Source organism: Glycomyces algeriensis (genome assembly GCF_027622855.1).
In the GTDB taxonomy this organism is placed as follows: domain Bacteria; phylum Actinomycetota; class Actinomycetes; order Mycobacteriales; family Micromonosporaceae; genus Glycomyces; species Glycomyces algeriensis.
Genome location: NZ_JAPZVR010000002.1, coordinates 429,135 through 452,758, shown reverse-complemented (window position 1 = coordinate 452,758; position 23,624 = coordinate 429,135). Strand labels below are relative to the sequence as shown.

Sequence of the window (23,624 nt, the reverse complement as noted above, 5' to 3'; positions counted from 1 at the left end):
GCAGCCGCTCCGGCCCTGCTCTGCGTTGAGCGTCAGCAGATGTTCCGCGATCCGTTGCCGCTCAGCGTCCAGTTGGTGTTCTCGCCGCAGGGCGACTCCCGCACGGACGTGTTGTTCACGGTCAGCGTGATCCAGATGTCGCGGTTGTTCGCGAACTCCGTGCGGGCCGCGAGGCGCACCTCGCCGCCCCCGTTCACGGTCCCGCCCCTGATCGACACGTTGTAGCAGTTCTCGATCAGCACCGAGTTGTTCCCGTTGCTCGCCAGGTCGACGTTCTTGATGACCACCCCGCCGGACTGCGAGACGCAGAAGATCCCGCGCCCGCCGCCCCGGGAGATCACGTTGTCCACCCAGATGTTGGTGCTGTACGAGCCGCTGGCCAGCCGCCCGTTGGTGTTCGCCATCCGGAACGTGGCGTAGCCGGTCCCGGCGCCGACGTTGCTGCCGTCGACCGTGCCGACCCAGCCGTTGCGCGAGTTCTGGATCAACAGGCCCGACTCGCCGACGTTCCGCGCGGTCACCCGCGTGATGTTGAACCCGTCGATGTTCCAGGTCTCCACCGCGTGGCTGCCCGCGCCCGACACGTAGATGTCGTTCATGGTCACGTTGTAGTTCCAGGCGGCGTCGCGGTCGAAGCGGATGCCCAGGCCGCCGCTGAGGGTGAGGTCGATGTCGCCCAGCTTCAGGCCGTTGGTCCCGGAGAACCGGAGCCCGAAGTACGGGTTGCCGCTCATCTTCAGGTACGCGATGTTGACGTCGGTGGTGTTGATCGCCTCGATCGCGCCGCGGCCGGAGCGGTTGCCCACGGTGATCATGCCGCAGCCTTCGAAGGTCTTGCCGCTCTGGATGGTGATGGTGCTGGCGCCGATGTTGCCCGAGGCCATCACGGCGACGCGCTGGCCGCTGGAGATGGTGTCGACGCCCGCCTGGACGGCGGCGCGGTAGTCGCCGCCGGAGTAGACGGTGGTCGAGCCCTCTCTGGTGACGTAGGCGCCGCTGGAGCCGGTGACCGTGGCGTGCGGGGAGTTGGCGCCGCAGGCGGCCTGCGCGACGGCGGCGTGGGGTTCGAAGACGCTGTCGAGTACCGGGAAGGTGACAGCGCTTGCGGCGCCCGCGAGGACGGCGGTGGCGGTGGCGAGGAGGGTGCGGAGTCTTCGCGTCGGTGCGAGGGACATTGGTGCTCCTGTGCATTGGTCCGATGAAACGATTCAATTGAGACATCGATATGAATCGATTTAATGGGATCATAGCGGGCGGGGCGCCGTTTGGAAAGCGCTACCTCACCCGAATCCGACCCCTTTCGGGTGACACGTCGGCCGTGGGGCCGGGTTCTTGTCGCACCCGCCCGGCACGCTGGGCCCTACAGTCTTTTCCCCTCTAGCGGTGGGTGGGGGTTAGTGGACGGTCGTACGCGAAAGGGCGGCCGGGACCCCGGCCGCCCTACCGATCGTCGGTCTAGTCGCGCTTGTAGCCGACCACGAGCTCGCCCGCGAGCTGCTCGCAGAACAGCCCGATGTCGGTGATCACGCCGATCGCCTGCGCCGAGCCCCGGTCGGCGAGCTTCGTGACCGTGGCGGGGTTGATGTCGACGCTCACGAGCGGCACCTTCGCGGGCAGGAGGTTCCCGGTCGCGATCGAGTGCAGCATCGTGGCGACCATGATCGCGAAGCCCACGCCCGGCAGGGCGGCGCGCATGGCGCGCTGGCCCTCGATGACGTCGGTGTACACGTCGGGCAGCGGGCCGTCGTCGCGCACGGAGCCGACGAGCACGAACTCCTTCTGGTTCTTGACCATCGCGTGCATGATGCCGCCCTTGAGGACGCCCTGGTCGACGGCTTCGCTGATGGAGCCGCAGGTGCGGATCTTGTTGATGGCCCGGATGTGGTGCTCGTGGCCGTGCGGCACGCCGTGGCCCTTGTCGAGGTCGACGCCGAGCGAGGTGCCGAACAGGTTCGACTCGATGTCGTGCGCGGCGAGGGCGTTGCCGGCGAAGATGACGTCCGCGTAGCCCTCGTTGATGAGCGCTTCGAGGGCCTTGCCAGCGCCGGTGTGGACGATGGCGGGGCCGCCGACCCAGAGGATCTTCTCGCCGCGGGCCTTGACCTCGCGCATGCGCTCGGCGATCTGGCGCACCTGGAGCGCTTGCGGCCGTTCGGAGGAGACGCCGCCGCTCATGAACTCGAAGTTCGAGGACTCGGGGTTCTTGCGCTCGGGCTCGGGCAGCGGGAGGACCTTGACGCCCAGGCCGCCGCAGACGACGAGCTCGCCGGCCTTGACGTCGGAGACCGGGAGGGTCCAGGCGCGGGCGCGGTCCTCGGCGACGATGATGCCGCAGTCCATTTCGGAGTTCTCGACGTCCATCCAGTTGCCGTTGAGGCGGATCTGGGTGTCGAAGTTGGTGGTGGAGTAAAAGTCCTCGGGGAAGACGCCGTCGCGCGGGGCCGGCTTGAGGGTGGCGATGCCGGGGTCGAGCGGGTTCGCGCCGTGCGTCTGGAGGCGCATGACGATGCGTTCGACCTGCTCCGGCGTCTCGGCGGAGACGGTGAGCTGGACGTAGGACTCGTCGGTGTGGTGGCGGCCCACGTCGAAGCGGTCGATCGTGTAGGCCCCCGAGTACTCGAGGACGTCGTCCATGACGCGGGCGAAGATGCCCTGGTCGATGAGGTGTCCGCGCAGCTCGACGGTCTTTGCGTGTTCCACGTTGGTGCTCCTGTTGCTTCCCGGCCTCGTGTCCCCGCGGACTTGCGGCTCGCGGGCGTCGCCGCGCGCCGGCCCGGGGACGCCGAGACGAGCCTAGCTCCCGCCGCGCAGCGGTGCCCGAAGGCTCCTCGGGCCTGTGCGGCGGGTCAGGGGGCGGTCGCGGGCGGCGGCGCGGCCGCGGCCTTGGCGGCCTCGATCTCCTCGGGCGCGGGCCAGTTGCGGGTGACCAGGTACTGGATGAGGAAGCCGATGAGGCCCCAGGCGCCCACGACGTACGGCAGGGACGCCCCGAACTCGACGATGAGGCCGATCCCGGCGATGGCGATGCCCTGGCTGAGCTGCAGCCCGGAGTTGGCGGCGGCGACCACGCGGCCGCGCCAGCCGTCGGGGATGCACTGGGCGAGGGTCGCGTTCATGGGGGCCATGATCATGTTCGCGGCGCCCGCGCCGACCGCGATGAGGAGCACCCCGGCGAGCGGCGGGTCGAACAGCGCCATCGTGAGGACGATGGGGCCGATGAAGGCGAGCGGCCGGATGAGCTTGTCGCGCACCGAGGGCCGCACGAAGCGCGTGAACAGGAGTGTCGCGGCGACCGCGGCGGCGGCGTCGACGGCCATGATCAGGCCCTGCGTCTTCGAGTCGCCGTGGAGGTGCACCGACCACAGGACGGCGACGCCCTCGGGGACGGCGGTGAGCGCGAACAGGCCCCAGATCCCGAAGGACACGGTGCGCAGGACCTTGTTGTCGCGCAGCATGCGCAGGCCGTCGGCGGTCTCGGTGAGCACGTGGCGGCGCTCTTCGCGCTTGTTGACCGAGGGCCGGTACTGCACGAGGACGCTGATCGCGATGGCGCTGACCACGAAGAGCGCGGCGTTGACCGCGAGGGCCGTGTACGGGTCGATCGCGGCGAGCAGGCCGCCGGCGAGGTAGCCGACGATCTGCGCGGTCGCGGCGGCGCTGAAGGTGAGGGCGATCGCGACGGACAGGGCGTCGCCGGTGAGGATCTGGGCGAGGGTCGCGACGCGGGCCGCGTTGTAGGCGGGCTGGACCGCGGCCACGGCGAAGACGATCGCGATCATGACGCCGATGGGCAGGCCGGGGATGAGCAGCAGGCTGATGAGCGCGGCGCGCAGCACGTCGCACACGACCATGACGTTGCGGTACGAGTAGCGGTCTACAAAGGCCCCGAGGACCTGGGCGAGGCCGAGGTAGGGCGCGAAGCTGATCGCGAACGAGGCGGCGGCGAGCGCGGAGGACTCGGTCTGCTGCCAGACGAGGAAGGTGACGGCGACGCGGTTGAGCATGGCGCCGGCGTTCGAGAGGCAGAACGCGAGGAGGAACCCGGCGGCTTCGCGGTCGCCGAAGACCTGGGAGAACGACGGCTTCCGATCGGACTCGGGCGCGTCGTCCGCGGGCCCGGCCGGAGCCGGCGGGGGGTTCTGGTTCGACACTGGGCCTTCCTCGTTCTCGGCTCCGCGAGCGTCGGACTCGGGCGCCGGTCTGCACCGTCGCAGCGGGCCGCCGCGGGGCGGTGCGGCCCCGCCCGGCATCGCACACGGAGAGGGCCGTGTCGGCGCAGGGAATCGCCGGGCCTTTCCGAAGCGCGCAGTGATACCTGAAGGGCGGTAAGTGACAATCCTCCGCGATTGCCGCAAGTGTCACCAGTCTGCCCGTGGCGCATGTGGTTGTCAAGCGTCCCACTGTGTTCAAAGTGTAAAAACCCGGACGGAGCAGGTGGGTCCGTAATGACCGCCCAAAACTACGCCTGCCGCTTCGCGAATGCGGCGGCGGCCTCGGTTCGGTAACGGTGGAGTCAAGGGCATCGCACGAGTCGGGAACGGCCGCGCGCCCCTGCCGGACACCCCGCGTGCGGCGGTATCCTCCAACCAGTTTTGTAGGAACCATCTAAGGAGTCGCGATGACCGCCAGCGCCGAATGGACCGCCCGCGACGCATCGGCCGTGTGGCACCCCTTCACCCAGCACGCCACCTGGACCGGCGACCGGCCCGTCGTCGTCGACCGCGCCGAAGGGCCCTGGCTCATCGACGTCGACGGCCGCCGCTACCTCGACGGCGTCTCCTCACTGTGGACCACGACCCTCGGCCACGGGCACCCCGACATCAACGCCGCCATCACCGCCCAGCTCGCCAAGCTCGACCACTCCACGTTCCTCGGCACCACCCACACCCCCGGCATCGAGCTCTCCGAAGCGCTCGTCGCCCTGGCTCCCAAGGGGAACGGCCCCGAGCTCACCAAGGTCTTCTACGCGGGCGACGGCTCCTCCGCGGTCGAAGCCGCCCTCAAGATCGCCTACCAGTACTCCACCCAGACCGGGCACCCCCGGCCCAAGTTCGTCCGCCTCGACCAGGCGTACCACGGCGACACCCTCGGCGCGGTCGCCGTCGGCGGCCACGACCTGTTCCACGACGCCTACAAGCCCCTCCTGCTCGACACGATCGGCGTCGCCTCGCCCGGCGACCGCGCCCTCGGCCCCGACCGCAACGGGCAGGCCATCGCCGAACTGCGTGCCGTGATGCGCGAATCGGGTGACCAGGTCTGCGCGATCATCGTCGAGCCGATGATCCAGGGGGCCGCGGGCATGCTGGACTACGACGCCGAGTTCCTGCGCGCCGCAAGGGAACTCGCCGACACCCACGGCGCGCTCCTCATCTTCGACGAGGTCGCCACCGGCTTCGGCCGCACCGGCCGGATGTGGGCCGCCGAGCACGCCGGCGTCGTCCCCGACCTGCTCACCTGCGGCAAGGGCATCACCGGCGGGTACCTGCCGCTCTCGGCCGTGCTCGCCGCCGAACACGTCTACGAGGCGTTCCTGACCCGACCCGGCGACACGCGGCCCCGCACGTTCTTCCACGGCCACACCTACACCGCGAACCCGCTGTGCTGCGCCGCCGCGCTCGCGAACCTGCGCGTGATGGGGGAGCAGGACGTCATCGGCCAGGCCGCCCGGCTCGGCGAACGCCTCGCAAAACTGCTGGAACCGGTGGGCGCCAAGGACAGTGTGGTCGAGATCCGCCAGCTCGGGACGATGATCGGCGTCGAGGTCCCCCCGGTCGGCGCCCGCACGGGCTTCGCGGTCTGCCAGGCCGCGCGCGAGCGCGGCGTCTGGCTGCGCCCGCTGGGCGACACGGTGGTCCTGATGCCGCCGCTGACCCTCGGCGACGACGAGACCGACCTGCTCGTGAACGCCCTCGCCGAAGCCCTCGACGAGGTCATCGCGTGAGCACCGCGGAAGGCGCGCAACAAGTCGATGGTGTGCCAGGCTCAGCGGGAGTCGACACCGGCGCGGCGACAAACGTGCCCGGTCGCGGCCCGGGCAGCGTGTCAGGCGCCGACGGAGGCACAGCATCCGACTCCGCCGGCCTGGGGCGCGTCGCAACCGTGCCCGGTCGCGACCCGGGCAGCGTGTCAGGCGCCGACGGAAGCACCGCCTCCGGCTCCTCCCGCCCGGGGGTGCCTGGTCGCGACCCGGTGGGCAGCGTGTCAGGCGCCGACGGAAGCACCGCATCCGACTCCGCCCTCCCCGCGCGCGCGGCAGCCGCCCCGATCGAACCGGGCGCCGATACCGCCGCCGTCTGGAACCGCTTGGGCCGCAAGGCGGACCTCCGTTCCAAAGCCGGCCTGACCCGCACCGTTCGCACCCGCACCGACGCGATCGACCTGGCCGGGAACGACTACCTCGGGCTCTCCCGCCACCCGGCCGTCCTGACCGCCGCGGCCGCCGCGCTCGCCGACCACGGGCTCGGCGCGGGCGGCTCCCGCCTCGTGCGCGGCACCACCGGCGTCCACGAGCGGTTCGAAGCCGACTTCGCCCGGCACACCGGCACCGAGACCGCCGTCCTGTACTCCTCGGGGTACATGGCGAACCTCGGCGCCACGGCCGCGCTGGCCGGCCCGGTCCTGCTCGACGCCCACGCCCACGCGTCACTCCATGACGCGGCCCGCCTCGCGGGCGGCCGTTCGGACACCTTCGCGCACAACGACCTCGACGACCTCGAGCGGCAGCTCCGGGAACTGCGGCCCACGCTGGTCGCGGTCGAGTCGGTGTACTCGGTCCTCGGCGACGCGGCACCGCTCCGCGAACTCCACGCCCTGACGAGTGCGTACGGCGCGCTGCTGCTGGTCGACGAGGCCCACGGGATCGGCACGGTCGGACCGCACGGCGCGGGCGGGGTCGCCGCGGCCGGGCTCGCGGGCGACCCGGGGATCGTCATCACCGCCACGCTCTCGAAGGCCCTCGGCGCGGCGGGCGGCGTGATCGCGGGTCCGGCCGCGCTCCGCCGCCACCTGCACGACACGGGCCGCACGTTCATCTTCGACACCGCGCCGCCCCCCGCGGTCATCGCCGGAGCCGGTGCGGCGCTCGCGATCGCCCGCGAATCCGACAGCGCCAGAACCGAACTCGCCCGCCGCGCGGCCCGCGCGGCGGAGCTGCTCGAGGTGCCGGTCCCGGCCGCGGGAGTGCTCTCACCGCCTGCGGGCGACGCGAGGGCGGCCACCGGCTGGGCCGAGCGGTGCGCCGCCGAAGGGGTCGCGGTCGGCTGCTTCCGTCCACCGTCCACACCGGACCACCGTTCGCGCCTGCGGATCACGATCAACACCGGGATAGACGAGGCCGACTTCGAGCGGGCGCTTGCCGTGGTGCGAGCGGCGAGGTAGGCGTCGGTCGCCGCTGGGCCGCTGGGCCGCTGGGCCGCTGGGCCGCTGGGCTGCTGGGCTGCTGGGCTGCTGGGCTGCTGGGCTGCTGGGCCGCTGGGCCGCTGGGCCGCTGGCGGGGCGGTGCCTGCGCCGGTGCACCCGTCGGCCTTCGCGGCCGCGTCTTGCGGTGGTGTTGGCGTCGACGCCCGCGCTCGTGGCCTTGCGACCGCGCCGGGCGTAGGGCATGCCCCTTCCCACCCGCATCCACCTCCGACCGACCGAAGAAATGAGACGACTCTCCCACGCGGGTCCGACACCCGAGCGTTCCCGCAGGTCATGGCTAAAGCACCGGCCGACGGGCGGCTTGCCCGGCGGGCCGTTACGTTATCCGGATGATCGCCTTCGAAGGACCGGTCCTCGTGACCGGCACCGATACCGGGGTCGGCAAGACCGTCGCCACCGCCGCGCTGGCCGCCTTCCTCATGCGGCAGGGCCGCAGCGTCGAGGTCGTCAAGCTCGCCCAGACCGGTGACGACGACGACGCCGCCGAGGTCGCCCGCCTCTCCGGCGCGCCGGCCCGCGCTCTCGCCGCCTACCCGGACCCGCTGGCGCCCTTCGCCGCCGCGCGCCGCAGCGGCCTGCCGCTGCTCGACCTCCACGAGGTCGCCGAGACGATCCTCGACCTGCACTCCGAGGTGGTCCTGCTCGAAGGCGCCGGTGGTCTGCTCGTCCAGCTCGGCGCGGGCGGCTGGACCGCCCGCGACCTCGCCGTGGAGCTCGGCTGCCCGGCCGTCGTCGTCGCCCGCGCAGGGCTCGGGACCCTCAACCACACGGCCCTGACGCTGGAAGCGCTGTCGCGGCGCGGCATCGACGCGTCCGTCCTCATCGGATCGTGGCCGCTCGAGCCCGGCCTGGCCGAGTACGAGAACCTCAAGGACCTCCCGGGCCGGCGCATCGGCTGGATTCCCGCGAACGCCGCCGCCCTCGACCCGGAGGCCTTCCGCCTCAGCTCCTCCGAGTGGTTCGACCTCGAAGGGGACCTGGGCCGCTTCGGCATCACCGGCTAGCGTGACGCCCCGCCCACTGGCTCGTCACAGCGTTGACGCTCGCTCCCACGAGGGTTGACGCGGCCCAGTACATTGGCATCGAACCGGCCCAATAGGTGCCGAATCAGCGCGATGCGGGCGCCGCGACCCCCCGCGCCCGCATGGCGCCCGCCGGACGGGCCCCCCCCCCCCCCCCCCCCCCCCGCCCCCCCCCCCCCCCGCCGCCCCCCCCCCCCCCCCCCCCCCCCCCCCCCCCCCAGCCGGACGGGCCACCCGCGCCTCGCGGCTACGCGGGCACACCGCGCCCGACCGCGCGGGCCGCCCGGAACCTCGGGAGCGCGAGACCGAGCAGCCAGTCCAGGCCCCAGTCGATGCCGGACGCCTCGACCGGCCGGAACTCGCAGCGCATCCGCAGCCCGTCGTCCTCGTCGCCGGTGTCGACCACCGTGTGGTCCCACGAGTCCCGCCGGTCCTCCGTGCTCATCCACGAGTACGTGGTCACCTGGTAGTCGAACGCGCGCCACTCCGGCACCGCCATCAGCTTGCTGCCGAGCACCGCGCCGAACACGACGCCCCGGACGCCGGTCTCCTCGACCGCTTCGCGCATCGCCGTCTCGCCGGGGGTCTCGCCCGGCCGCGCCCCGCCCCCGGGGACCTGCACCCCGGCCTCCGGCTGGTCCCGGTGGAGCATCACGAGGACCTCGACTCCGGGCCGCTCGGGCAGATCGCGAAGGACGTAAGCGGTGCCGCGTTGGCGGAACTCCAGGAATTCAGGCATCCGGACAGCCTGGCAAGCGCCTGCATCGCAATGCAACGCATTTAGTGCCGGAGTTCAAGCGGCGAGCCGCACCACGAGCGGGCTCGGCATCCGGAACGACAAGTTCGGCTCGCTCACCGGAGCGGCCACCACCCGGCAGCGGGGGAGCAGCGGCGCCAGCTCCGCCACGACCACCTCGGCCTCCAGACGCGACAACTGGCTCCCCAAACACCGGTGCGCGCCCGCCCCGAACGCCAAGTGCCGCCGTGAGCCCCGCTGGCCCGGCACCATCCGCATCGGACACTCGGCCACGCCCTCGTCCACGCCGGCGGCCCCCAGCCACACCAGCACCGACTCGCCCGCCCGCACCTCGAAACCGCCGATGTCCGTGTCCCGCTTCACGACCCGCCGCCACGACGTGATCGGCGGCAGCAGCCGCAGGCCCTCCTCGACGATCGCCGCGGGCTCCGACTCAAGCAATGCGGGCTCCTCGACCAGCCGGTGCAGCAGCAGCGTCAAGAACTGCGACGTCGTCTCCTGGCCCGCCACGAGCAGGAAGAACAGCGCCGCGGTCGCCGCGTCCTCGCCGTGCTCCTCGAGCAGCAGCCTCGTCGCACCCGTCGAGCCCGCGGTCCAACTCCGCAGCAACGCATGGAAAGGCCCCACCACGGCGGCCAGCTCGCGCTGCCGTTCCGGAGACGGATCGCCCCAGAACAGCTCCAGCGCGGCCCGGCTGAATCGCTTGACCGCAACGGCCGCTTCGACTTCCAGGCCCAGCAGCCGCGCCAGCGCAGCCAGCGGGATCTCCGAGGACACCGCGGCGTCCACGTCCACCGCCTCGCCCGCCCGCAACCGCCACGCGACCCCGGCGGCCGTCCGGCGCGCGAGCCCCTGCAGCCATGGGCGCAGCGCCTCCACGTTCGCGGGCGCGAAGACCGCCCCGAACGCCGCCCGGATCTGCTCGTGCGAGTCGGAGTCGTTGTTGGCCAACGTCGCGGGAAGCCGGAACCGGTGGCGCGTCAGCTCCCGCAGCGCGCCCGCGGGGATCGGCGTGACCGCGTCGAGCGCGTTCGCGGCCGAGAACCGCTCGCGGTCGGCCAGCACCTGCTTGGCGAGACGGTGCGAGGACACCACCACCTGCCCGTCTCGGCGGAGCACCGGGGCATCGGGTCGGGGATGTTTCCACAGCTCGAAGAGCACGCGCGCAGCCTACCTCCCCCGAAAGTACGAGTCCCGTTCACGGTAATCTGCTCTCAGTCTTTCGGCGCCCCGCATCGCGACCCGCCCCCCGGCGGTCCCACCCGCGGGAACGCCGTCCGGCACCTGACTGAATGCCCATCGAAGGAGACCGTCCCTTGCAGGAGTACTCCTCCCAGGCCGCCTACGACCGCGGCGAGGCCGTCTGCGTGATCGGCGCCGGAGCGTCCGGCCTCATCGCGGTCAAGAACCTCCGCGAGAACGGCTTCGAAGTCGACTGCTACGAGCGCGACACCGTGCTCGGCGGCCTGTGGAACCCCCAGAACCAGCACAGCGCCCTCTACCCCAACACCCACCTCGTCACCTCCCGGTCCCAGACCGAGATCCCCGACTTCCCGATGCCCGACGACTGGCCGGACTACCCCTCCGCGACCCAGATGCTCGAGTACCTGACCTCGTACGCCAAGCACTTCGGGCTCTCCGAGCACATCTGGTACGGCTCCGAGATCTCCCACCTCGAACCGGTCGAAGGCGCCCGCTTCGAAGTCGTCGTCAAGCCCGCCGCCGGCAGCGCCGCCCGGCGCCTGCGCTACGGCGCGGTCATCATCGCGACCGGCCACCACTGGGCCCCGAACCTCCCGTCCTACCCGGGCCTGGACGACTTCCGCGGCACCGTCCTCCACTCCTCGCAGCTCAAGGACCCGTCCCGCCTGCGCGGCAAGCACGTCCTCGTCATCGGCGGCGGCAACTCCGGCGTCGACATCGCCTGCGAAGCCGCCGTGAACGCCGCCAGCTGCGTCCACTCCGTGCGCCGCGGCACCTGGCACCTGCCCAAGTACCTCGGCGGCGAACCCGCCGACTACGCGCTCGCCCGCCTCAACTCCCGGCCGAAGTTCCTGCGCCGCTTCCTCACCGACCGCGTCCTCAAGGGCCCCAGCCGGCTCGCCGAGCGCATGGGCGTCGAGACCCCGGACTACGGCCCGGGGGACGAGGAGCCCGTGCGCAACGGCCGCTACCTCGAGCACGTGGGCGACGGCTCCATCAAGCGCCGCGGCGAGGTCGCCCGCTTCGACGGGTTCGACGTCGCGTTCGCCGACGGCACCGAGACCCGTCCCGACCTCGTCGTCCTCGCCACCGGCTACCAGCCCAAGATCGCCTGCGTCGCACCGGAACTCCTCGGCGGGACGCGCGACGAACCCGCACCGCGGCTGTTCGCTCGCATGTTCTCGCCCAAGGCCCAGACTCTGGCCGTCGCCGGGCTCGTCGAACCCGGCGTCGGCGTGCTCCCGATCGTCCACTGGCAGACCCACGCGATCGCGCGCTGGCTCCAGGTCCGCAAGAGCGACCCCGAACGCGCCGAGAGCTTCAAGCACCAGGTCAACGCCGAATCGAGCCAGCACGCGGTGGAGCACGTCGACCCGCGCCGCCGCCTCGTGGTCGATGCCGAGGAGTACTTGGCCAGCCTGGGGCGCATCATCGACACCCTCGAACAGGAGCCCGCCAAATGAGCCTCACCGCCTGGGTCCGGCGCGCCCGCACCCCCGAGCCGGTTCCGGTCCGGCGCGAGATCGCCGTCTTCGAGCCCGCCGACCTGTTCGACATCGAGATCAAGGACAACCCCGAGACGAACCCGGTCCTCTGCTGCACCGGCGACCCGGCCGGTGCGGCGGCCTTCAACGCCTTGTGGCTCAAGCGGATCGCCTCCTCGGGCCGGTACGCGGCGGCTGTGAGCGTGCGCGGCCAGGGCGGCACGCCCACCGCCGAAGGCGGCCCGGAGGCCCGCGCCCACGATGTCGTGCAGGCCGCGGTGACCGTGCCCCGCCAGACCGTCCTCATGGGACACGGCGAGGGCGCGGCCTGGGCCGCGCTCGCGGCCGGGCGCTACCCGGCGGCGGGCCTGGTGCTCGTGTCGCCCCAGCGCGTCCCGAAGCAGCTCCCGAAGCCGGTGGGCGAACCGCCGGTGCTGCTGGTGGTGAGCGAGTCCGAGACGCAGTCGAAGGAGGCCCAGGCGGTCGCCGACGAGTACGGCATCACCCCGCTGACCTTCGCGGGCGCCCCCAACGACATCTTCAAGGGCCCCGCCGCGGAAGGGCTCCTCGACACGGTCCTGTCCTGGCTCGACGCACAGAAGGGCTGACCCCGGCGCACGCCGAAAGCACTGCTGCGGGCTGGGTTTGGTTCCCCGGTTTTCCAAGGTAGCGAGGCGAACCTGAAGCCAAGCTGAAGCGACCTGAAGCGAAGCTGAAGCCGGCCGCTGGGCCGTCCGTCGCGGACGCGGGATGCCCGCCGTTTCGGCGCACGCCGAGTGTCCGTGTCGACTCCGGGAAGGGCCCCCGGTTTCGACACTAACGAGGCGAACCTGAAGCCGAGCTGAAGGCGGACCGAGGCAGGCCTGCCGCTGGGGAGGATTCACCCGTTCGGGGCAGAGGTCCGGGGCTGAGCCCGAAGGCTTCGCCCCGAATGGCGCCGTATCGCTGACGACTGCGCCTGAAGTGCCGTGTCTGAGGTGCCGTGCCTTAAACGACCGCGCCGTCGTCGGTGTCGTCCGGTTCCTTGTCCGGGCGCAGGCGGCTGATGAGCAGCCACACGCCGATCAGGAACCCCACGAACCCGACGAGCCGTCCGGGGTTCGTCCCCAGCGGCGCCATGCCCGGATTCACCAGCAGCGCGATGCCGCCGATGATGAGCAGCAGTCCGCCGACCGCCGGCAGGCTCGGCCACGGCACCGGAGGCGGCTCCGGCGGGTCGTAGTCGTCCTCGTCGTCATCGTCCGGCAGCTCGACGTCCCACAGGTCCAGCAGCGTCGGCTCGTCGTCCGAGGAGGACGACGCCCGGGGCGGCGTCGGCTCGGCCTCGGCCTGACGCCCCTCGGCGTCGTGCTCCTTCAGGATCCCGCTGCCGGTGTCCCCCAAGCCCTTGATGAGCTCGTTGAAGCGCCGGTCGACGTCCTCCGGTCGCAGCTCCTCGGGCGCGCCGCCCTGCTCGCCGCTGTCGGGCTCGCCGTTGCCTTCCTGCTCACTGCGGTCAGTCATGGACACCTCGGGTCTTGACCAGCTGCCGGTTCATGAACTCGACACTCCCGGAGAAGATCGTCTCGGCGTCGTAGTCGAGCGTCGCCACATGGAAGCTCCGCGGCAGCACCGTCGACTCGACGTCCTTGGAACGCACGCCCGCCCGGATCACCGCGGTGTTGCGGGGGCTCACCACGTGGTCCTCCGCGCTCGTGAAGATCCGCAGCGGCACCGTGACCCGCGCCAGCTCCGGCCGCGTCACCTGCCACAACCGCCGCAGCGACGCGTACGCCGCCACCGGCGTCCGCGACGTGGTCTTCTCCCGCACGTCCGGCTTGTTCACGTCGGAGCCGATCGAAGCCACGCTCGGCATCACGTACCGCAGCACCGGCGCCAGGAACCCCTGCGGCTTGTCGTCGAAGATCGCCGGGTTCACCAGCACCAGGCCCGCAAGGTCGCCGCCGCGCTGCTCGGCCAGCCGCAGGCAGAGCGACCCGCCCATCGACAGGCCGCCCGCGAACACCGGCCGGCCCAGGGCCAGCGCCTCGTCCAGCGCCTCCTCGAGCCGCGCGTACCACTGCTGCCAGGTCGCCTTCGCCAGCACCTGCCACGTCTCGCCGTGGCCGGGCAGCAGCGGAGCGACGACATTGAAGCCGTGTTCCCGCAGGTAGTCGCCCCATGGGCGCATGCTCGCCGGATCGGAGGTGAAGCCGTGGCACAGCACCATCGTGGCCTTGGCGTCAACACCGAGGTCGAACGTGAACTCCTCGGAATCGTTCGTCACGTCGCCTCCCGGGTAGCTGAATGACGGGGCGCGGGAACCGCCGGGCGCACGGCCCGCGGTCGCACGGCGGCCGGGCGGTCCCGTTTCGCGCCGCTTGCCCATTCTCGCACGGGTCCGCCGACCGCCGCCACCGCGCGGGAACCCCCGCCGCGCCGATCCGCGCGCCCGGGAACGATCGACGTCAGACCTATTGACCGGTACCGATACGCTTGAACGCGTGATCTACTGGGTGCTGAAGGCGACGCTGGGCTCGCTGCTGTGGGCCGTGTACCGGCCCCAGGTCGACGGGCTCGAACACGTGCCCGAGGACGGCCCGGTGATCCTGGCCTCGAACCACCTCGCCGTCACCGACTCCTTCTTCATGCCCCTGGTCGTCAAGCGCCGGGTCACGTTCATCGCGAAAGAGGAGTACTTCACCGGTACGGGCTTCAAAGGCTGGTTCGTCCGCACCTTCATGAAGGCCGTCGGCGCCATCCCCGTCGACCGGGCCGGCGGCGACGCCGCCAGCGCCTCGCTCGACACCGGCAAGCGCGTCCTCTCCGAAGGCCGCCTCTTCGGCATCTACCCCGAGGGCACCCGCTCGCCCGACGGCCGCCTCTACCGCGGCAAGACCGGCGTGGCCCGCCTCGCCCTCCAGACCGGCTCCCCGGTCGTCCCCGTCGCCATGCTCAACACCGGTGAGCTGCAGCCGATCGGGAAGCGCATCCCCCGCATCGGCCGCGTCAAGATCAAGTTCGGGCCCTCGCTCGACTTCAACCGCTACCGCGAGCTCGTAGGCGACCGCTTCATCGAACGCGCCGTCACCGACGAGGTCATGGACGCCCTCAGGGCGCTGTCAGGCCAGGATTACGTCGACGAGTACGCCGCGAAGTTCAAGGAGAAGGGCAAGCCGTAGCCGCCGGGCCCGGTAGGCGGTTCCGGCTGGGCTCAGACGGGGCGCTTCCTGCGCCATGGTGCCGCATATTCGGCTCCGCCGCCGCTGTGCTCTCTATTCGGCTCCACCGAAGCCCGCCCGCCGCCGCAGCGCCGGGAGGTCGACCACGACGATCTTGCGGCCCTCGGTGCGCAGCCAGCCGCGGTTCGCGAAGATCCCGATCGCCTGGTTCACGCTCTGGCGTGAACCGCCGGCCATCTCGGCCAGCTGCGTCTGGTTCAGCTCAATGGTCGTCATCGGCGACGAGTGCTGCTCGGCGAGCCGCACCAGCGTCTTCGCCACCCGCCCAGGCAGGTCCAGAAACACGTGGTCGGAGGACTGCTCGGTCAGTCGCCGCACGATCATGCCCATCGACCGCAGGACCGCGTCCAGCATCTTCGGGTTGCCATGCACCAGTTCCAGGAACGACGACCGCGCCAGCGCCAGCGCCGACGTGTCCTCGAGTGCCTCCGCGCTGGCCGACCGGGGCGATCCGTCCAGCAGGGAGACTTCACCGAGCACTTCGGGGGCGCGGGCGACGTGGAGCATCGCGCGCTCGCCGGTCGCGGCGGTGCGGAAGACGCTCACGGCTCCCGACCTGATCATGATGAGTGATTCGCCCGGCTCGCCTTCGAAGAACAGGAGGTGCCCACGCCGGTAGTGGCGCTGTACCGCCACCCCCGCGATCTGCCGCCGTGCCTGCGGGTCGAGGCCGGCGAACATGGCGACGCCTGCAAGCGGGTCTTCAGATGGGCTGACACCCATAGTTCTCCCCCTTCGGTGGGTCCCGGGTCCGCGGGTTCCCTCCGATGATCGCTGTCTTTTCCGTCGTTGTACAGGGCCCAGTGTCGGAAACTTCACGCTCCGTTGGGCCATGTGTCCGGACGGCGCACTTGTCGCTCGACCGAGTGTACGATCAAGTCTACGTGCTTTCGCCTCGATTGTCCGGTATCGCGGCGCCCGCGTGCGGATCGCGAGGTCAGATTCCGGCTGCCTGATCGTATGGCGTAGCGTCGACGCCAGTCCGGCGACATACGGGTGGGGTCAGAAGAACGGCCGAAAAAGACCGCTCGAGCTCATACGAAAGGCCGATGCGTGGCGTACCGATACTTCTACGACTGCGAGTTCATCGAGGACGGTCGCACGATCGAACTGGTCTCGATCGCCGTCGTCGACGAGCAGGGACGCGAGTACTACGCCGTGTCGACCGAGTTCGACCCCTCACGCGCCATCGACTGGGTGCGCCGCAACGTCCTGGACAAGCTCCCGCCCCCCGCGAGCCCGCTCTGGAAGAGCCGCGCCACGATACGCGACGAGCTCTACGACTTCCTCGTCTCGCCGGTGCGCAAGAAGACCGGCTCGCACCCGGGCGAGCGCGTCGAGCTGTGGGCCTGGATCGGCGCCTACGACCACGTCGTGTTCGCGCAGCTGTGGGGCACGATGCCCGAGCTCCCGCGGGCGCTCCCGCGCATGACGAAGGACCTGCGGCAGCGCTGGGAGGACTTCGGCCGGCCCGAGCTGCCGACCACGCCCGACGCCGACATGCACGACGCGCTGACCGACGCCAGGCTCAACCTCGCCCGCTGGAAGGCCCTCGAGGCGTACCGCGCCGAGCGCGCCGCGTACGGCCCGGTCGATTCCCACCGCTAGGCCGACCTGCCGAACCCCTGGTCGCCGACCCCGGGTCCCGATATAGGCTGGGCGTGTTTCGGCAATGGGGCCGCCCAGTTACCAGTCCTCACTCCAGGGAGTAAGACACATGCGCATTGGCGTGCTCACCGGCGGCGGTGACTGCCCCGGTCTCAACGCGGTCATCCGTGCCGCGGTCCGTAAGGGCAGCAAGGAATTCGGCCACGAGTTCGTGGGCTTCCGCTACGGCTGGCGGGGTCCGATCGAAGGCATCACCCAGCCCCTGGACTGGGACTCGGTCGAGAACATCCTCGACCAGGGCGGCACGATCCTCCACTCCTCGCGTACCAACCCTTACAAGATCGAGGGCGGCGTCGAGGCCATCAAGAAGAACATGGCCGCGCTGGGCGTGGACGCGCTCATCGCGATCGGCGGCGAGGACACCCTGGGTGTCGCCACGAAGCTGACCGCCGACGGCGTCAACTGCGTGGGCGTCCCGAAGACGATCGACAACGACCTCTCGGGCACCGACTACACCTTCGGCTTCGACACCGCGGTGAACATCGCGACCGAGGCCATCGACCGCCTGTGGACGACCGCGGACTCGCACGACCGCTGCATCGTCGTCGAGATCATGGGCCGCCACGCGGGCTGGATGACGCTGCACGCGGGCATCGCCGGCGGCGCGAACGTCACCCTCATCCCCGAGGTCGCGTTCGACATCGAGAAGGTCGCGAACTTCGTCAAGGAGCGCAAGGAGGCCGGCAAGGCCACCATCGTCGCCGTCTCCGAGGGCGCGCACGCCCAGGAGGGCATGGTCCTCAAGGACGGCGAGGTCGACGCGTTCGGCCACGTCAAGCTCGGCGGCGTCGGCGACTGGGTCGCCAAGGAGATCAAGGAGCGCGCGGAGATCGAGACCCGCGCGATCATCCTCGGCCACCTGCAGCGCGGCGGCACCCCGACCGCGTTCGACCGCGTGCTCGCGACCCGCCTGGGCCTCGAGGCCGCCGCAGCCGTGAACGAGGGCGACTTCGGCAAGATGATGGCGCTCCAGGGCACCAACGTCGTGCGCATCCCGATCAACGAAGGCACCGACGTGCTCAAGACCGTCCCGGTCGAGCGGTACGCCGACGCCGAGGTCTTCTTCGGCGTTTAAGTAAAGGTCCGCTGTGGTTCCGGCGGACCCCCTGAGAGAAGATCTGAGCTGCGTTTCGCTCGTCGCAAGTACGCTCCGCTGTGCTCCGCACACGTACTAGCTCCTCACGAAGCCTTGTCGGATTTCCACTCAGGGCGCCCCTTGGGCCCGGATGGACTGTCAGAATTGCGCAACCACGGGCACGCCCGGTCGTTAGACCAGGTGTGCCCGTGGCTTCTCTAGAGGAAATCGGCGAGATCCCGCATCTCGCCGATTTCACGTATCACAAGACCCTGCCTGACATCGACTTCGAGACGATGCCCGTGCCGGGCCTCGACGCCGACTTCTACCGGCGCCCGGTCGGCGACCGGACCCTCAGCGTCGGCGTGTACCGCTTCGGCGGGGCCGAGACGCACCGCGCCTGGGGATGGGTCGGCGAGGCGCACTGCGCATGGCACGCCTACCGCGACCCCGCGACCGGCGGGTTCCACGGTCCGTTCCAGGGCTGCCCGGTGTTCCGGCTGCTGCGCGACGGCGACCGGCTCACCGGTTTCGCCCTCGGCTCAGGCGGCCTCGCCAGGCAGTTCCTTCTGGACGAGCGCTTCGGCGGCGGCCCGCTCCTGGCGGGTCACTCTGCGGGTGTACCAGATCGCGGCGGTCGTGAGCGCGAGGCCGAGGAACAGCCCGCTGCCGGCGAACAGTGCCGAGGCGCTCGGTGAGAAGCCGAGGACCGCGACCGGCAGCTGCACGAAGGCGATCAAGCCTGCCAGCAGCCACTTGCTGCGCCCCTTGCCCCAGAGCAGCGCCGTCCATATCGGAGCGACCACGATGGCGAGGATCGCGATGTCGAGTGCCCAGTGCACCACCGGGTTCTGCACCCTGTCGTGCTGGAACGCCATCGCCGGACTCGAGACCGAGACGATCATGGCGGCGACGGTCGCCACGAATGCGAGACGACGTGTCATACGCAACCTCCTCTGCGTGGGAAGCCTTAACGCTACGTCCGGCGGTCGTGCATGTCTGTCGGGTATCCGCCACTTGGAGTTATTTTCCGAGGCCACGGCACCTGTTCCGCGGGTGGTTGGGCGGTGTGCCGGAGCCGGCCGCATCGCGGCACGAATTGGGGGAGGACGGTCTTGCCGCGCCGCCATACAGTGCTCGTGAATCGACAGTGGGAGGAACCTGTGGTGGGTCAGGTCGGCCAGAGCGGTGCCGAACGGGCGGGGGCGGTGCTCGAGACCGAGTCCGGGCTCGACCCGGCGGCCGAACGCGAGGCCCGGGCCGCGCTCGCGGGCTGGCAGCAGTTCGCCCGCAAGTACCGGCTCGCGTTCCGCGCCGAACTCCAGTCCGAGGATCTCGGCGGCGAGACCGCGGCAGTGCTGAACCACCTTGGGCGCCTTGGGTTCCCGGTCGCGCACGTGCGCGGGTGGACGCACGGCGTGTGGGGCGGCCGGCACGCCTTCGGGTTCAGCGCGCTGGACGCGACCGCCGCGGGCTCGATCTACCAGTTGCGGTGCAACGCCGTCAGGCTGCAGGGCGCCGGACCCGACGTGGTGCAGCACCGGCTCCTCGACGGTGACGCCTCGATGGCCGGGAACTGGCATCCGCGCCGGGCGCGCTACAAGTCTGTGGCGCTCCCGGACCTGCCGCGCCCGCAGCCGCGCCAGCGCGGTCGCATCGGGCGGTTCACCGCCGACGCCCTGGACCGGTTCTTCCGGCCGGTGCCCCGGCAGCTCCACACCGACGACCCGGCTCTGGCAGCGACCGTGGCCGCCGCCGCGGAGGCCGCGGGCCTGGACCTGTTCCGCTGGTCGTGGGCGGCGAAGGAGGGCTGGCTCGTGGCCTGGAAGAGCGACGGCACCGGCGCCGACACCCACCAGCAGCGGGCCCGCTTCATGGATTTCCTTCCGGCCCTGGCCGACTGCTTCGACCGCCTGCCGGCCCGGTGAGTCACCCGGCCCGCTGCCAGAGGATCACCTGCAAGTCCGCCACTACCCCTTCGCCGACCCGATCGAGCCCGGTCGGTGACACCCCGGCGAGTGCTCCCGAGGTCGTGATCAGGCACCCGAGCTCGGTCGGCGGGTCACCGGGGTCGACTGACAGGGAAAGGTACGAGTCGCCGCTGGTCGCGGAGTTGCAGACATCGGGTTCGAGGCTTTCGCCCGACGGCGTCAACCCGGATGCCTCGGGGACGCTGTAGAAGTGGCCGGGCTGCGATCCGCCGCACGAGTACCAGATGAGGTCCGCCCCTTCGGCGGGTTCGCTGTCGCCGTCGAGCAGTTCGCTCTCGCCCTGCTCGTCCAGGTCGATATGCAGATCCCTGCAGTCGTGCCCTTGGAAGGTCGTCGGCAGCGAGATGGTGTAGGAGTCGGTCTCCTCCCACGCGCCGCTTCCTTGCGCCGCTTCGGTGTCGGCGCTCGTCGGGCTGGATTCGCCGACTTGGTCGGCGCTCGCGGACTCGCTCTCGCCGGAGGCGGGGTCGTTCTGGCCGTGGCGCCACATCACGATGGTGAGGACGATGGTGGCCACTGCGGCCAGCGCGCTGATGGCGGCCCAGATGTTCTTCGCGGGGTGGTCGCTCATGGTCGGAGCTTAGCGAGAGCCTGTCGCAGTTCCGGTACATCGAGTGACCGGGCGAGTATAGGCGTTTCCGGGCAATTGCCAAGAACACCGGCGGTCACGACCATGGGTTGTCAGGTATCCGACAGCACAAGGGACGGCGAAAAGGCCGACCGCCGGGCGGTCGGCCTTCTGCGTGTCGTGTCGCCTAGCCGTGGGTCTTCGTCAGCTCCGCCGCCACCACCGTGTGGCGCAGCAGGAGTGCGGTCGTCACCGGGCCGACGCCGCGGGGGACCGGCGTGAGCCTGGCGGCGACCGGGGCGACCGCGTCGTAGTCGACGTCGCCGACCAGTCCGCCGTCCTCGGTCGGGTTGGTGCCCACGTCGATGACGGTGGCGCCCGGCTTCACGAAGTCGGCGTTGATCATCCCGGCGCGGCCCACGGCCGCGACGAGGATGTCCGCCTCGCGGCAGACGGCGGCGAGGTCCTTCGTGCGCGAGTGGCACACGGTCACCGTCGCCGACTCGTTCAGCAGCAGCAGCGCCGCCGGCTTGCCCACCACAGTGGAGCGTCCGACGACGACCGCCTTGGCGCCCTCCAGGACCAGGTCCTCGCGCTTGAGCAGCTCCAGCACCGCCGCGGCCGTCGCCGGCGCGAAGGTCCGCAACCCGGCGGCCAGGCGGCCCAGGCTCTCCGAGTTCGCGCCGTCAACGTCCTTGTACGGGCTGATGTGCCACCCGACCTCCGAGAGGGTCACGCCCTCCGGCAGCGGCGTCTGGCAGATGATCCCGTGGACGGACGGATCCGCGGACAGCTCCTGGAGCTTCGCGGTGATCTCGTCCTTGCCGGGGTCCTTGAGGTGCTCGACCCTGCAGTCGATGCCCTCCTTCTCCGCGGCCTTGCGGATCGAGCGCACGTACCAGGCCGTGCCCTCGTCGTCCGTCGGCACCACGACCGCCAGGGTCGGCACGATGCCCTCTTCGCGCAGCCGCGCCGCGTCGGCGGCGACCGCCGCGCGGATGTCCGACGCGACCGCGCGCCCGTCGATGTCACTCATGCCCGAATCCTCTTCGCCACGATCTGCATGATCGCCTCAGCCTGCACCTTCGCCTGGAGCGCCTCGTTGAGCGTGCTCGCGAGCCGCTCCCGCTCGGCGGGGTCCTTGATCGCCACCACGTTGATGTCGACGTTCAGTGCCGCCGACTCCAGCGCCGACTTCGCCGCCGAAGCCGCCACGGCCACGTCCGAGAGGACGTTCGGGTTGGACCCCTCCAGGACCCGCCCCGACAGCTTGATCACCTCGGCCGACACCTTCGCGACCGCGAGCGGCACCGCCGCGGCCTCGACCAGGCCCGCCTGGATCGCCGCGGTCCGCGCCGCCTTCTCCTCATCAGAGGACTTCGGCAGCTTGTAGGCCGCGACGACGCCCGAGAACGCCTCCGCGTCGTCCTCCGCGAGCTGCAGCGCTGCTCCGCGCAACCGCTCCGCGTCGGCCAGGGCCTCCCGCATCACCGCCTCGTGTTCGGCGAACTTCGGCTTGCCGATCGTCAGGTTGCACACCATGGACACCAGGGCGGCGGCCATGGCCGCGCTCATCCCCGCCGCCGCGCCGCCGCCGGGCGCCGGAAGCTCCGAAGCGAGGTCGGTCAGCCAGTCATCAATAGTCGTCTCGCGCACCCGGCCAGCCTAGACGCGCCACCAAAGGTGGGATGTCTGCGCGGGTCCCGGTGTGTCGCGCCGCCCGTCCGCGACTGTGGGGGTTCACCCATTGAGACACGCAAATCAGCGTGCCGACCCCGCACCGCCGCCACGTACCATTACCGCGTGAACCGCCAATGGCATGATCTGCGAAACCCTGGCCTCGTCCCCGTCGTCGCCGACGCGGAGGAAGCCGAGCGCTATCAGCTCGACGCCTGGCGGAACCTGCCCCGCGAGCAGGTTCCCCCCTGGAACGACTACGCCGAGGTCGAAGACGTCGCCGGGGTCCTCGCCGGCGTCCCGCCGATCGTCGCCCCCTACGAGGTCGACCACCTCCGCGAGCTCCTCGCCGAGGTCTGCGAAGGCCGCGCCTTCCTCATGCAGGGCGGCGACTGCGCCGAGACCTTCATCGACAACACCGAGCACCACGTGCTCGCGAACATGCGCACGCTACTGCAGATGGCGGTCGTGCTCACCTACGGAGCCTCGCTGCCCGTGGTCAAGGTCGGCCGCGTCGCCGGCCAGTACTCCAAGCCGCGCTCGGCCGCACTCGACTCGCTCGGCCTGCCCGTCTACCGCGGCGACATGTTCAACTCGCTCGAGGCGACCGAAGAGGCCCGCGTCTGCGACCCGCAGCGCATGATCCGCGCCTACGCCAACTCCGCCGCCACCATGAACATGCTCCGCGCCTACCTGCGCGGCGGCCTCGCCGACCTCATGGCCGTGCACGACTGGAACAAGGACTTCGTCCGCACCTCCCCGGCCGGCGAGCGCTACGAGGCCATCGGCCGCGAGATCGACCGCGCCGTGCGCTTCATGGCCGCCTGCGGCGTCGAGGACGAGAACCTCCACACCGCCGAGGTCTTCGCCTCCCACGAGATGCTCGCCATCGAGTACGACCGGGCGCTCACCCGCATCTTCAACGGCAAGGCCTACGCCCTCTCCGGACACATGCTGTGGAACGGCGAGCGCACCCGCCAGCTCGGCGGCGCCCACATCGACTTCCTCTCCCGCGTCGCGAACCCGGTCGGCTGTAAGATCGGCCCGAGCGCCACGCCCGAAGGCGTCGTCGAGATGTGCCAGAAGCTCAACCCGGACAACATCCCCGGGAAGCTCGTCATCATCACCCGCATGGGCCACAAGAACGTCCGCACCGTCCTGCCCCCCATCGTGGAGAAGGTCCAGGCCGCCGGCTGCAAGGTCGTCTGGCAGTGCGACCCCATGCACGGCAACACCTACGAATCCGCCTCGGGCTACAAGACCCGCGCGTTCGACCAGGTCGTCGACGAGGTCCTCGGCTTCTTCGAAGTGCACCGCCAGACCGGCACCCACCCCGGCGGCATCCACATCGAACTCACCGGCGAGGACGTCACCGAATGCGTCGGCGGCGCCCAGGAGATCCGCGACGACCAGCTCTCCGACCGCTACGAGACCGCCTGCGACCCGCGGCTCAACACCCAGCAGTCGCTCGAGCTCGCGTTCCTCGTCGCGGAGATGCTGCGCCATTGAGGCTGTCCTTCAAAAGGGACGGCCCATAGA

At 70.9% G+C, this 23,624-nt stretch carries 23 protein-coding genes; 10 read left to right on the top strand and 13 right to left on the bottom strand.

From position 1 onward, the window contains the following. Positions 1–32: 32 nt before the first annotated feature. From O2L52_RS05340 to O2L52_RS05330, 3 genes are all read right to left on the bottom strand, one after another. The gene (locus tag O2L52_RS05340) at positions 33–1,175 is read right to left on the bottom strand and encodes a hypothetical protein (RefSeq protein WP_270114297.1); all 1,143 of its coding nucleotides are present in this window, start codon (positions 1,173–1,175) and stop codon (positions 33–35) included. A gap of 280 nt (positions 1,176–1,455) precedes the next feature. Continuing rightward, complete coding sequence (locus O2L52_RS05335; RefSeq protein ID WP_270114296.1) at positions 1,456–2,700, bottom strand: ornithine cyclodeaminase, nickel-pincer nucleotide-dependent; 1,245 nt, start codon at positions 2,698–2,700, stop codon at positions 1,456–1,458. A gap of 146 nt (positions 2,701–2,846) precedes the next feature. Next, the gene (locus tag O2L52_RS05330; RefSeq protein ID WP_270114295.1) at positions 2,847–4,151 is read right to left on the bottom strand and encodes an MFS transporter; all 1,305 of its coding nucleotides are present in this window, start codon (positions 4,149–4,151) and stop codon (positions 2,847–2,849) included. Positions 4,152–4,618: 467 nt separating this feature from the next. Here O2L52_RS05330 and bioA point away from each other — a divergent pair, with 467 nt between their 5' ends. The 3 genes from bioA to bioD all read left to right on the top strand — a co-directional run bounded on the left by bioA (position 4,619) and on the right by bioD (position 8,423). Further along, on the top strand, positions 4,619–5,941 hold the full coding sequence (gene bioA, locus O2L52_RS05325) for an adenosylmethionine--8-amino-7-oxononanoate transaminase (RefSeq protein WP_270114294.1): 1,323 nt from the start codon (positions 4,619–4,621) through the stop codon (positions 5,939–5,941). Positions 5,942–6,303: 362 nt separating this feature from the next. Next, entirely contained in the window at positions 6,304–7,377 is a 1,074-nt protein-coding gene (locus tag O2L52_RS05320; RefSeq protein WP_344472611.1) for an aminotransferase class I/II-fold pyridoxal phosphate-dependent enzyme, read from the top strand. 371 nt (positions 7,378–7,748) lie between these two features. Further along, positions 7,749–8,423: a dethiobiotin synthase gene (gene bioD / locus O2L52_RS05315; RefSeq protein WP_270114291.1), complete on the top strand. Its 675-nt coding sequence runs from the start codon at positions 7,749–7,751 to the stop codon at positions 8,421–8,423. Positions 8,424–8,688: 265 nt separating this feature from the next. On the opposite strand, the gene O2L52_RS05310 is transcribed toward bioD, so the two are convergent. Beyond that, positions 8,689–9,180, bottom strand: a complete 492-nt coding sequence (locus O2L52_RS05310; protein WP_270114290.1) for an NUDIX domain-containing protein — start codon at positions 9,178–9,180, stop codon at positions 8,689–8,691. A 54-nt stretch (positions 9,181–9,234) separates the two neighbouring features. Continuing rightward, positions 9,235–10,359 carry a cytochrome P450 gene (locus tag O2L52_RS05305; protein WP_270114289.1) on the bottom strand — a complete coding sequence of 375 codons (1,125 nt, stop codon included), beginning with the start codon at positions 10,357–10,359 and terminating at the stop codon, positions 9,235–9,237. Positions 10,360–10,514: 155 nt separating this feature from the next. Between O2L52_RS05305 and O2L52_RS05300 the strand changes: the two genes are divergently transcribed. Both O2L52_RS05300 and O2L52_RS05295 read left to right on the top strand, forming a co-directional pair. Then, entirely contained in the window at positions 10,515–11,864 is a 1,350-nt protein-coding gene (locus O2L52_RS05300) for a flavin-containing monooxygenase (protein WP_270114288.1), read from the top strand. Then, on the top strand, positions 11,861–12,493 hold the full coding sequence (locus O2L52_RS05295; RefSeq protein WP_270114287.1) for an alpha/beta fold hydrolase: 633 nt from the start codon (positions 11,861–11,863) through the stop codon (positions 12,491–12,493). The genes O2L52_RS05300 and O2L52_RS05295 overlap by 4 nt, the downstream gene beginning before the upstream one ends. Positions 12,494–12,872: 379 nt before the next feature. On the opposite strand, the gene O2L52_RS05290 is transcribed toward O2L52_RS05295, so the two are convergent. Together O2L52_RS05290 and O2L52_RS05285 are read right to left on the bottom strand one after the other, a co-directional pair. After that, positions 12,873–13,388, bottom strand: coding sequence for a hypothetical protein (locus tag O2L52_RS05290; RefSeq protein WP_270114286.1), 516 nt, complete (start codon positions 13,386–13,388; stop codon positions 12,873–12,875). After that, positions 13,381–14,151 (bottom strand): alpha/beta hydrolase, encoded by a 771-nt coding sequence (locus O2L52_RS05285; protein ID WP_270114285.1) that lies wholly within the window; start codon positions 14,149–14,151, stop codon positions 13,381–13,383. Before O2L52_RS05285 ends, O2L52_RS05290 begins: the two co-directional genes overlap by 8 nt. 217 nt (positions 14,152–14,368) lie before the next feature. Here O2L52_RS05285 and O2L52_RS05280 point away from each other — a divergent pair, with 217 nt between their 5' ends. Beyond that, positions 14,369–15,046, top strand: coding sequence for a lysophospholipid acyltransferase family protein (locus tag O2L52_RS05280; protein ID WP_270114284.1), 678 nt, complete (start codon positions 14,369–14,371; stop codon positions 15,044–15,046). A gap of 93 nt (positions 15,047–15,139) precedes the next feature. Here O2L52_RS05280 and O2L52_RS05275 read toward each other — a convergent pair whose 3' ends face one another. Further along, positions 15,140–15,829 (bottom strand): Crp/Fnr family transcriptional regulator, encoded by a 690-nt coding sequence (locus tag O2L52_RS05275; RefSeq protein ID WP_030158415.1) that lies wholly within the window; start codon positions 15,827–15,829, stop codon positions 15,140–15,142. Between the two features lie 330 nt (positions 15,830–16,159). On the opposite strand from O2L52_RS05275, the gene O2L52_RS05270 reads away from it, so the two are divergent. Together O2L52_RS05270 and O2L52_RS05265 are read left to right on the top strand one after the other, a co-directional pair. Beyond that, positions 16,160–16,714: a polyadenylate-specific 3'-exoribonuclease AS gene (locus O2L52_RS05270; RefSeq protein ID WP_270114283.1), complete on the top strand. Its 555-nt coding sequence runs from the start codon at positions 16,160–16,162 to the stop codon at positions 16,712–16,714. A gap of 109 nt (positions 16,715–16,823) precedes the next feature. Then, positions 16,824–17,849, top strand: a complete 1,026-nt coding sequence (locus tag O2L52_RS05265) for a 6-phosphofructokinase (protein WP_270114282.1) — start codon at positions 16,824–16,826, stop codon at positions 17,847–17,849. 218 nt (positions 17,850–18,067) lie between these two features. Here the strand turns inward: O2L52_RS05265 and O2L52_RS05260 are convergent, their stop codons facing one another. Beyond that, positions 18,068–18,274 carry a hypothetical protein gene (locus O2L52_RS05260; protein WP_270114281.1) on the bottom strand — a complete coding sequence of 69 codons (207 nt, stop codon included), beginning with the start codon at positions 18,272–18,274 and terminating at the stop codon, positions 18,068–18,070. Positions 18,275–18,391: 117 nt separating this feature from the next. Next, on the bottom strand, positions 18,392–18,793 hold the full coding sequence (locus O2L52_RS05255; RefSeq protein WP_270114280.1) for a hypothetical protein: 402 nt from the start codon (positions 18,791–18,793) through the stop codon (positions 18,392–18,394). A 222-nt stretch (positions 18,794–19,015) separates the two neighbouring features. On the opposite strand from O2L52_RS05255, the gene O2L52_RS05250 reads away from it, so the two are divergent. Beyond that, the gene (locus O2L52_RS05250; RefSeq protein WP_270114279.1) at positions 19,016–19,777 is read left to right on the top strand and encodes a hypothetical protein; all 762 of its coding nucleotides are present in this window, start codon (positions 19,016–19,018) and stop codon (positions 19,775–19,777) included. Between the two features lies 1 nt (position 19,778). Here O2L52_RS05250 and O2L52_RS05245 read toward each other — a convergent pair whose 3' ends face one another. From O2L52_RS05245 to O2L52_RS05235, 3 genes are all read right to left on the bottom strand, one after another. Beyond that, on the bottom strand, positions 19,779–20,411 hold the full coding sequence (locus O2L52_RS05245; RefSeq protein ID WP_270114278.1) for a hypothetical protein: 633 nt from the start codon (positions 20,409–20,411) through the stop codon (positions 19,779–19,781). Between the two features lie 184 nt (positions 20,412–20,595). Beyond that, a complete protein-coding gene (locus tag O2L52_RS05240; protein WP_270114277.1) occupies positions 20,596–21,444 on the bottom strand; it encodes a bifunctional 5,10-methylenetetrahydrofolate dehydrogenase/5,10-methenyltetrahydrofolate cyclohydrolase in 849 nt (282 codons plus the stop codon). Then, entirely contained in the window at positions 21,441–22,064 is a 624-nt protein-coding gene (locus O2L52_RS05235) for a cyclodeaminase/cyclohydrolase family protein (RefSeq protein WP_270114276.1), read from the bottom strand. Before O2L52_RS05235 ends, O2L52_RS05240 begins: the two co-directional genes overlap by 4 nt. A 168-nt stretch (positions 22,065–22,232) precedes the next feature. Between O2L52_RS05235 and O2L52_RS05230 the strand changes: the two genes are divergently transcribed. Beyond that, the gene (locus O2L52_RS05230; RefSeq protein WP_344472608.1) at positions 22,233–23,594 is read left to right on the top strand and encodes a class II 3-deoxy-7-phosphoheptulonate synthase; all 1,362 of its coding nucleotides are present in this window, start codon (positions 22,233–22,235) and stop codon (positions 23,592–23,594) included. The last annotated feature ends 30 nt before the right edge of the window (positions 23,595–23,624 follow it).

Coding starts and splice junctions, on each gene's coding strand:
- O2L52_RS05340 (WP_270114297.1), bottom strand. CDS start 1,175: ATGTCCCTCGCACCGACGCGAAGACTCCGCACCCTCCTCGCCACCGCC.
- bioA (WP_270114294.1), top strand. CDS start 4,619: ATGACCGCCAGCGCCGAATGGACCGCCCGCGACGCATCGGCCGTGTGG.
- bioD (WP_270114291.1), top strand. CDS start 7,749: ATGATCGCCTTCGAAGGACCGGTCCTCGTGACCGGCACCGATACCGGG.
- O2L52_RS05310 (WP_270114290.1), bottom strand. CDS start 9,180: ATGCCTGAATTCCTGGAGTTCCGCCAACGCGGCACCGCTTACGTCCTT.
- O2L52_RS05295 (WP_270114287.1), top strand. CDS start 11,861: ATGAGCCTCACCGCCTGGGTCCGGCGCGCCCGCACCCCCGAGCCGGTT.
- O2L52_RS05290 (WP_270114286.1), bottom strand. CDS start 13,388: ATGACTGACCGCAGTGAGCAGGAAGGCAACGGCGAGCCCGACAGCGGC.
- O2L52_RS05275 (WP_030158415.1), bottom strand. CDS start 15,829: ATGGGTGTCAGCCCATCTGAAGACCCGCTTGCAGGCGTCGCCATGTTC.
- O2L52_RS05265 (WP_270114282.1), top strand. CDS start 16,824: ATGCGCATTGGCGTGCTCACCGGCGGCGGTGACTGCCCCGGTCTCAAC.
- O2L52_RS05255 (WP_270114280.1), bottom strand. CDS start 18,793: ATGACACGTCGTCTCGCATTCGTGGCGACCGTCGCCGCCATGATCGTC.
- O2L52_RS05245 (WP_270114278.1), bottom strand. CDS start 20,411: ATGAGCGACCACCCCGCGAAGAACATCTGGGCCGCCATCAGCGCGCTG.
- O2L52_RS05240 (WP_270114277.1), bottom strand. CDS start 21,444: ATGAGTGACATCGACGGGCGCGCGGTCGCGTCGGACATCCGCGCGGCG.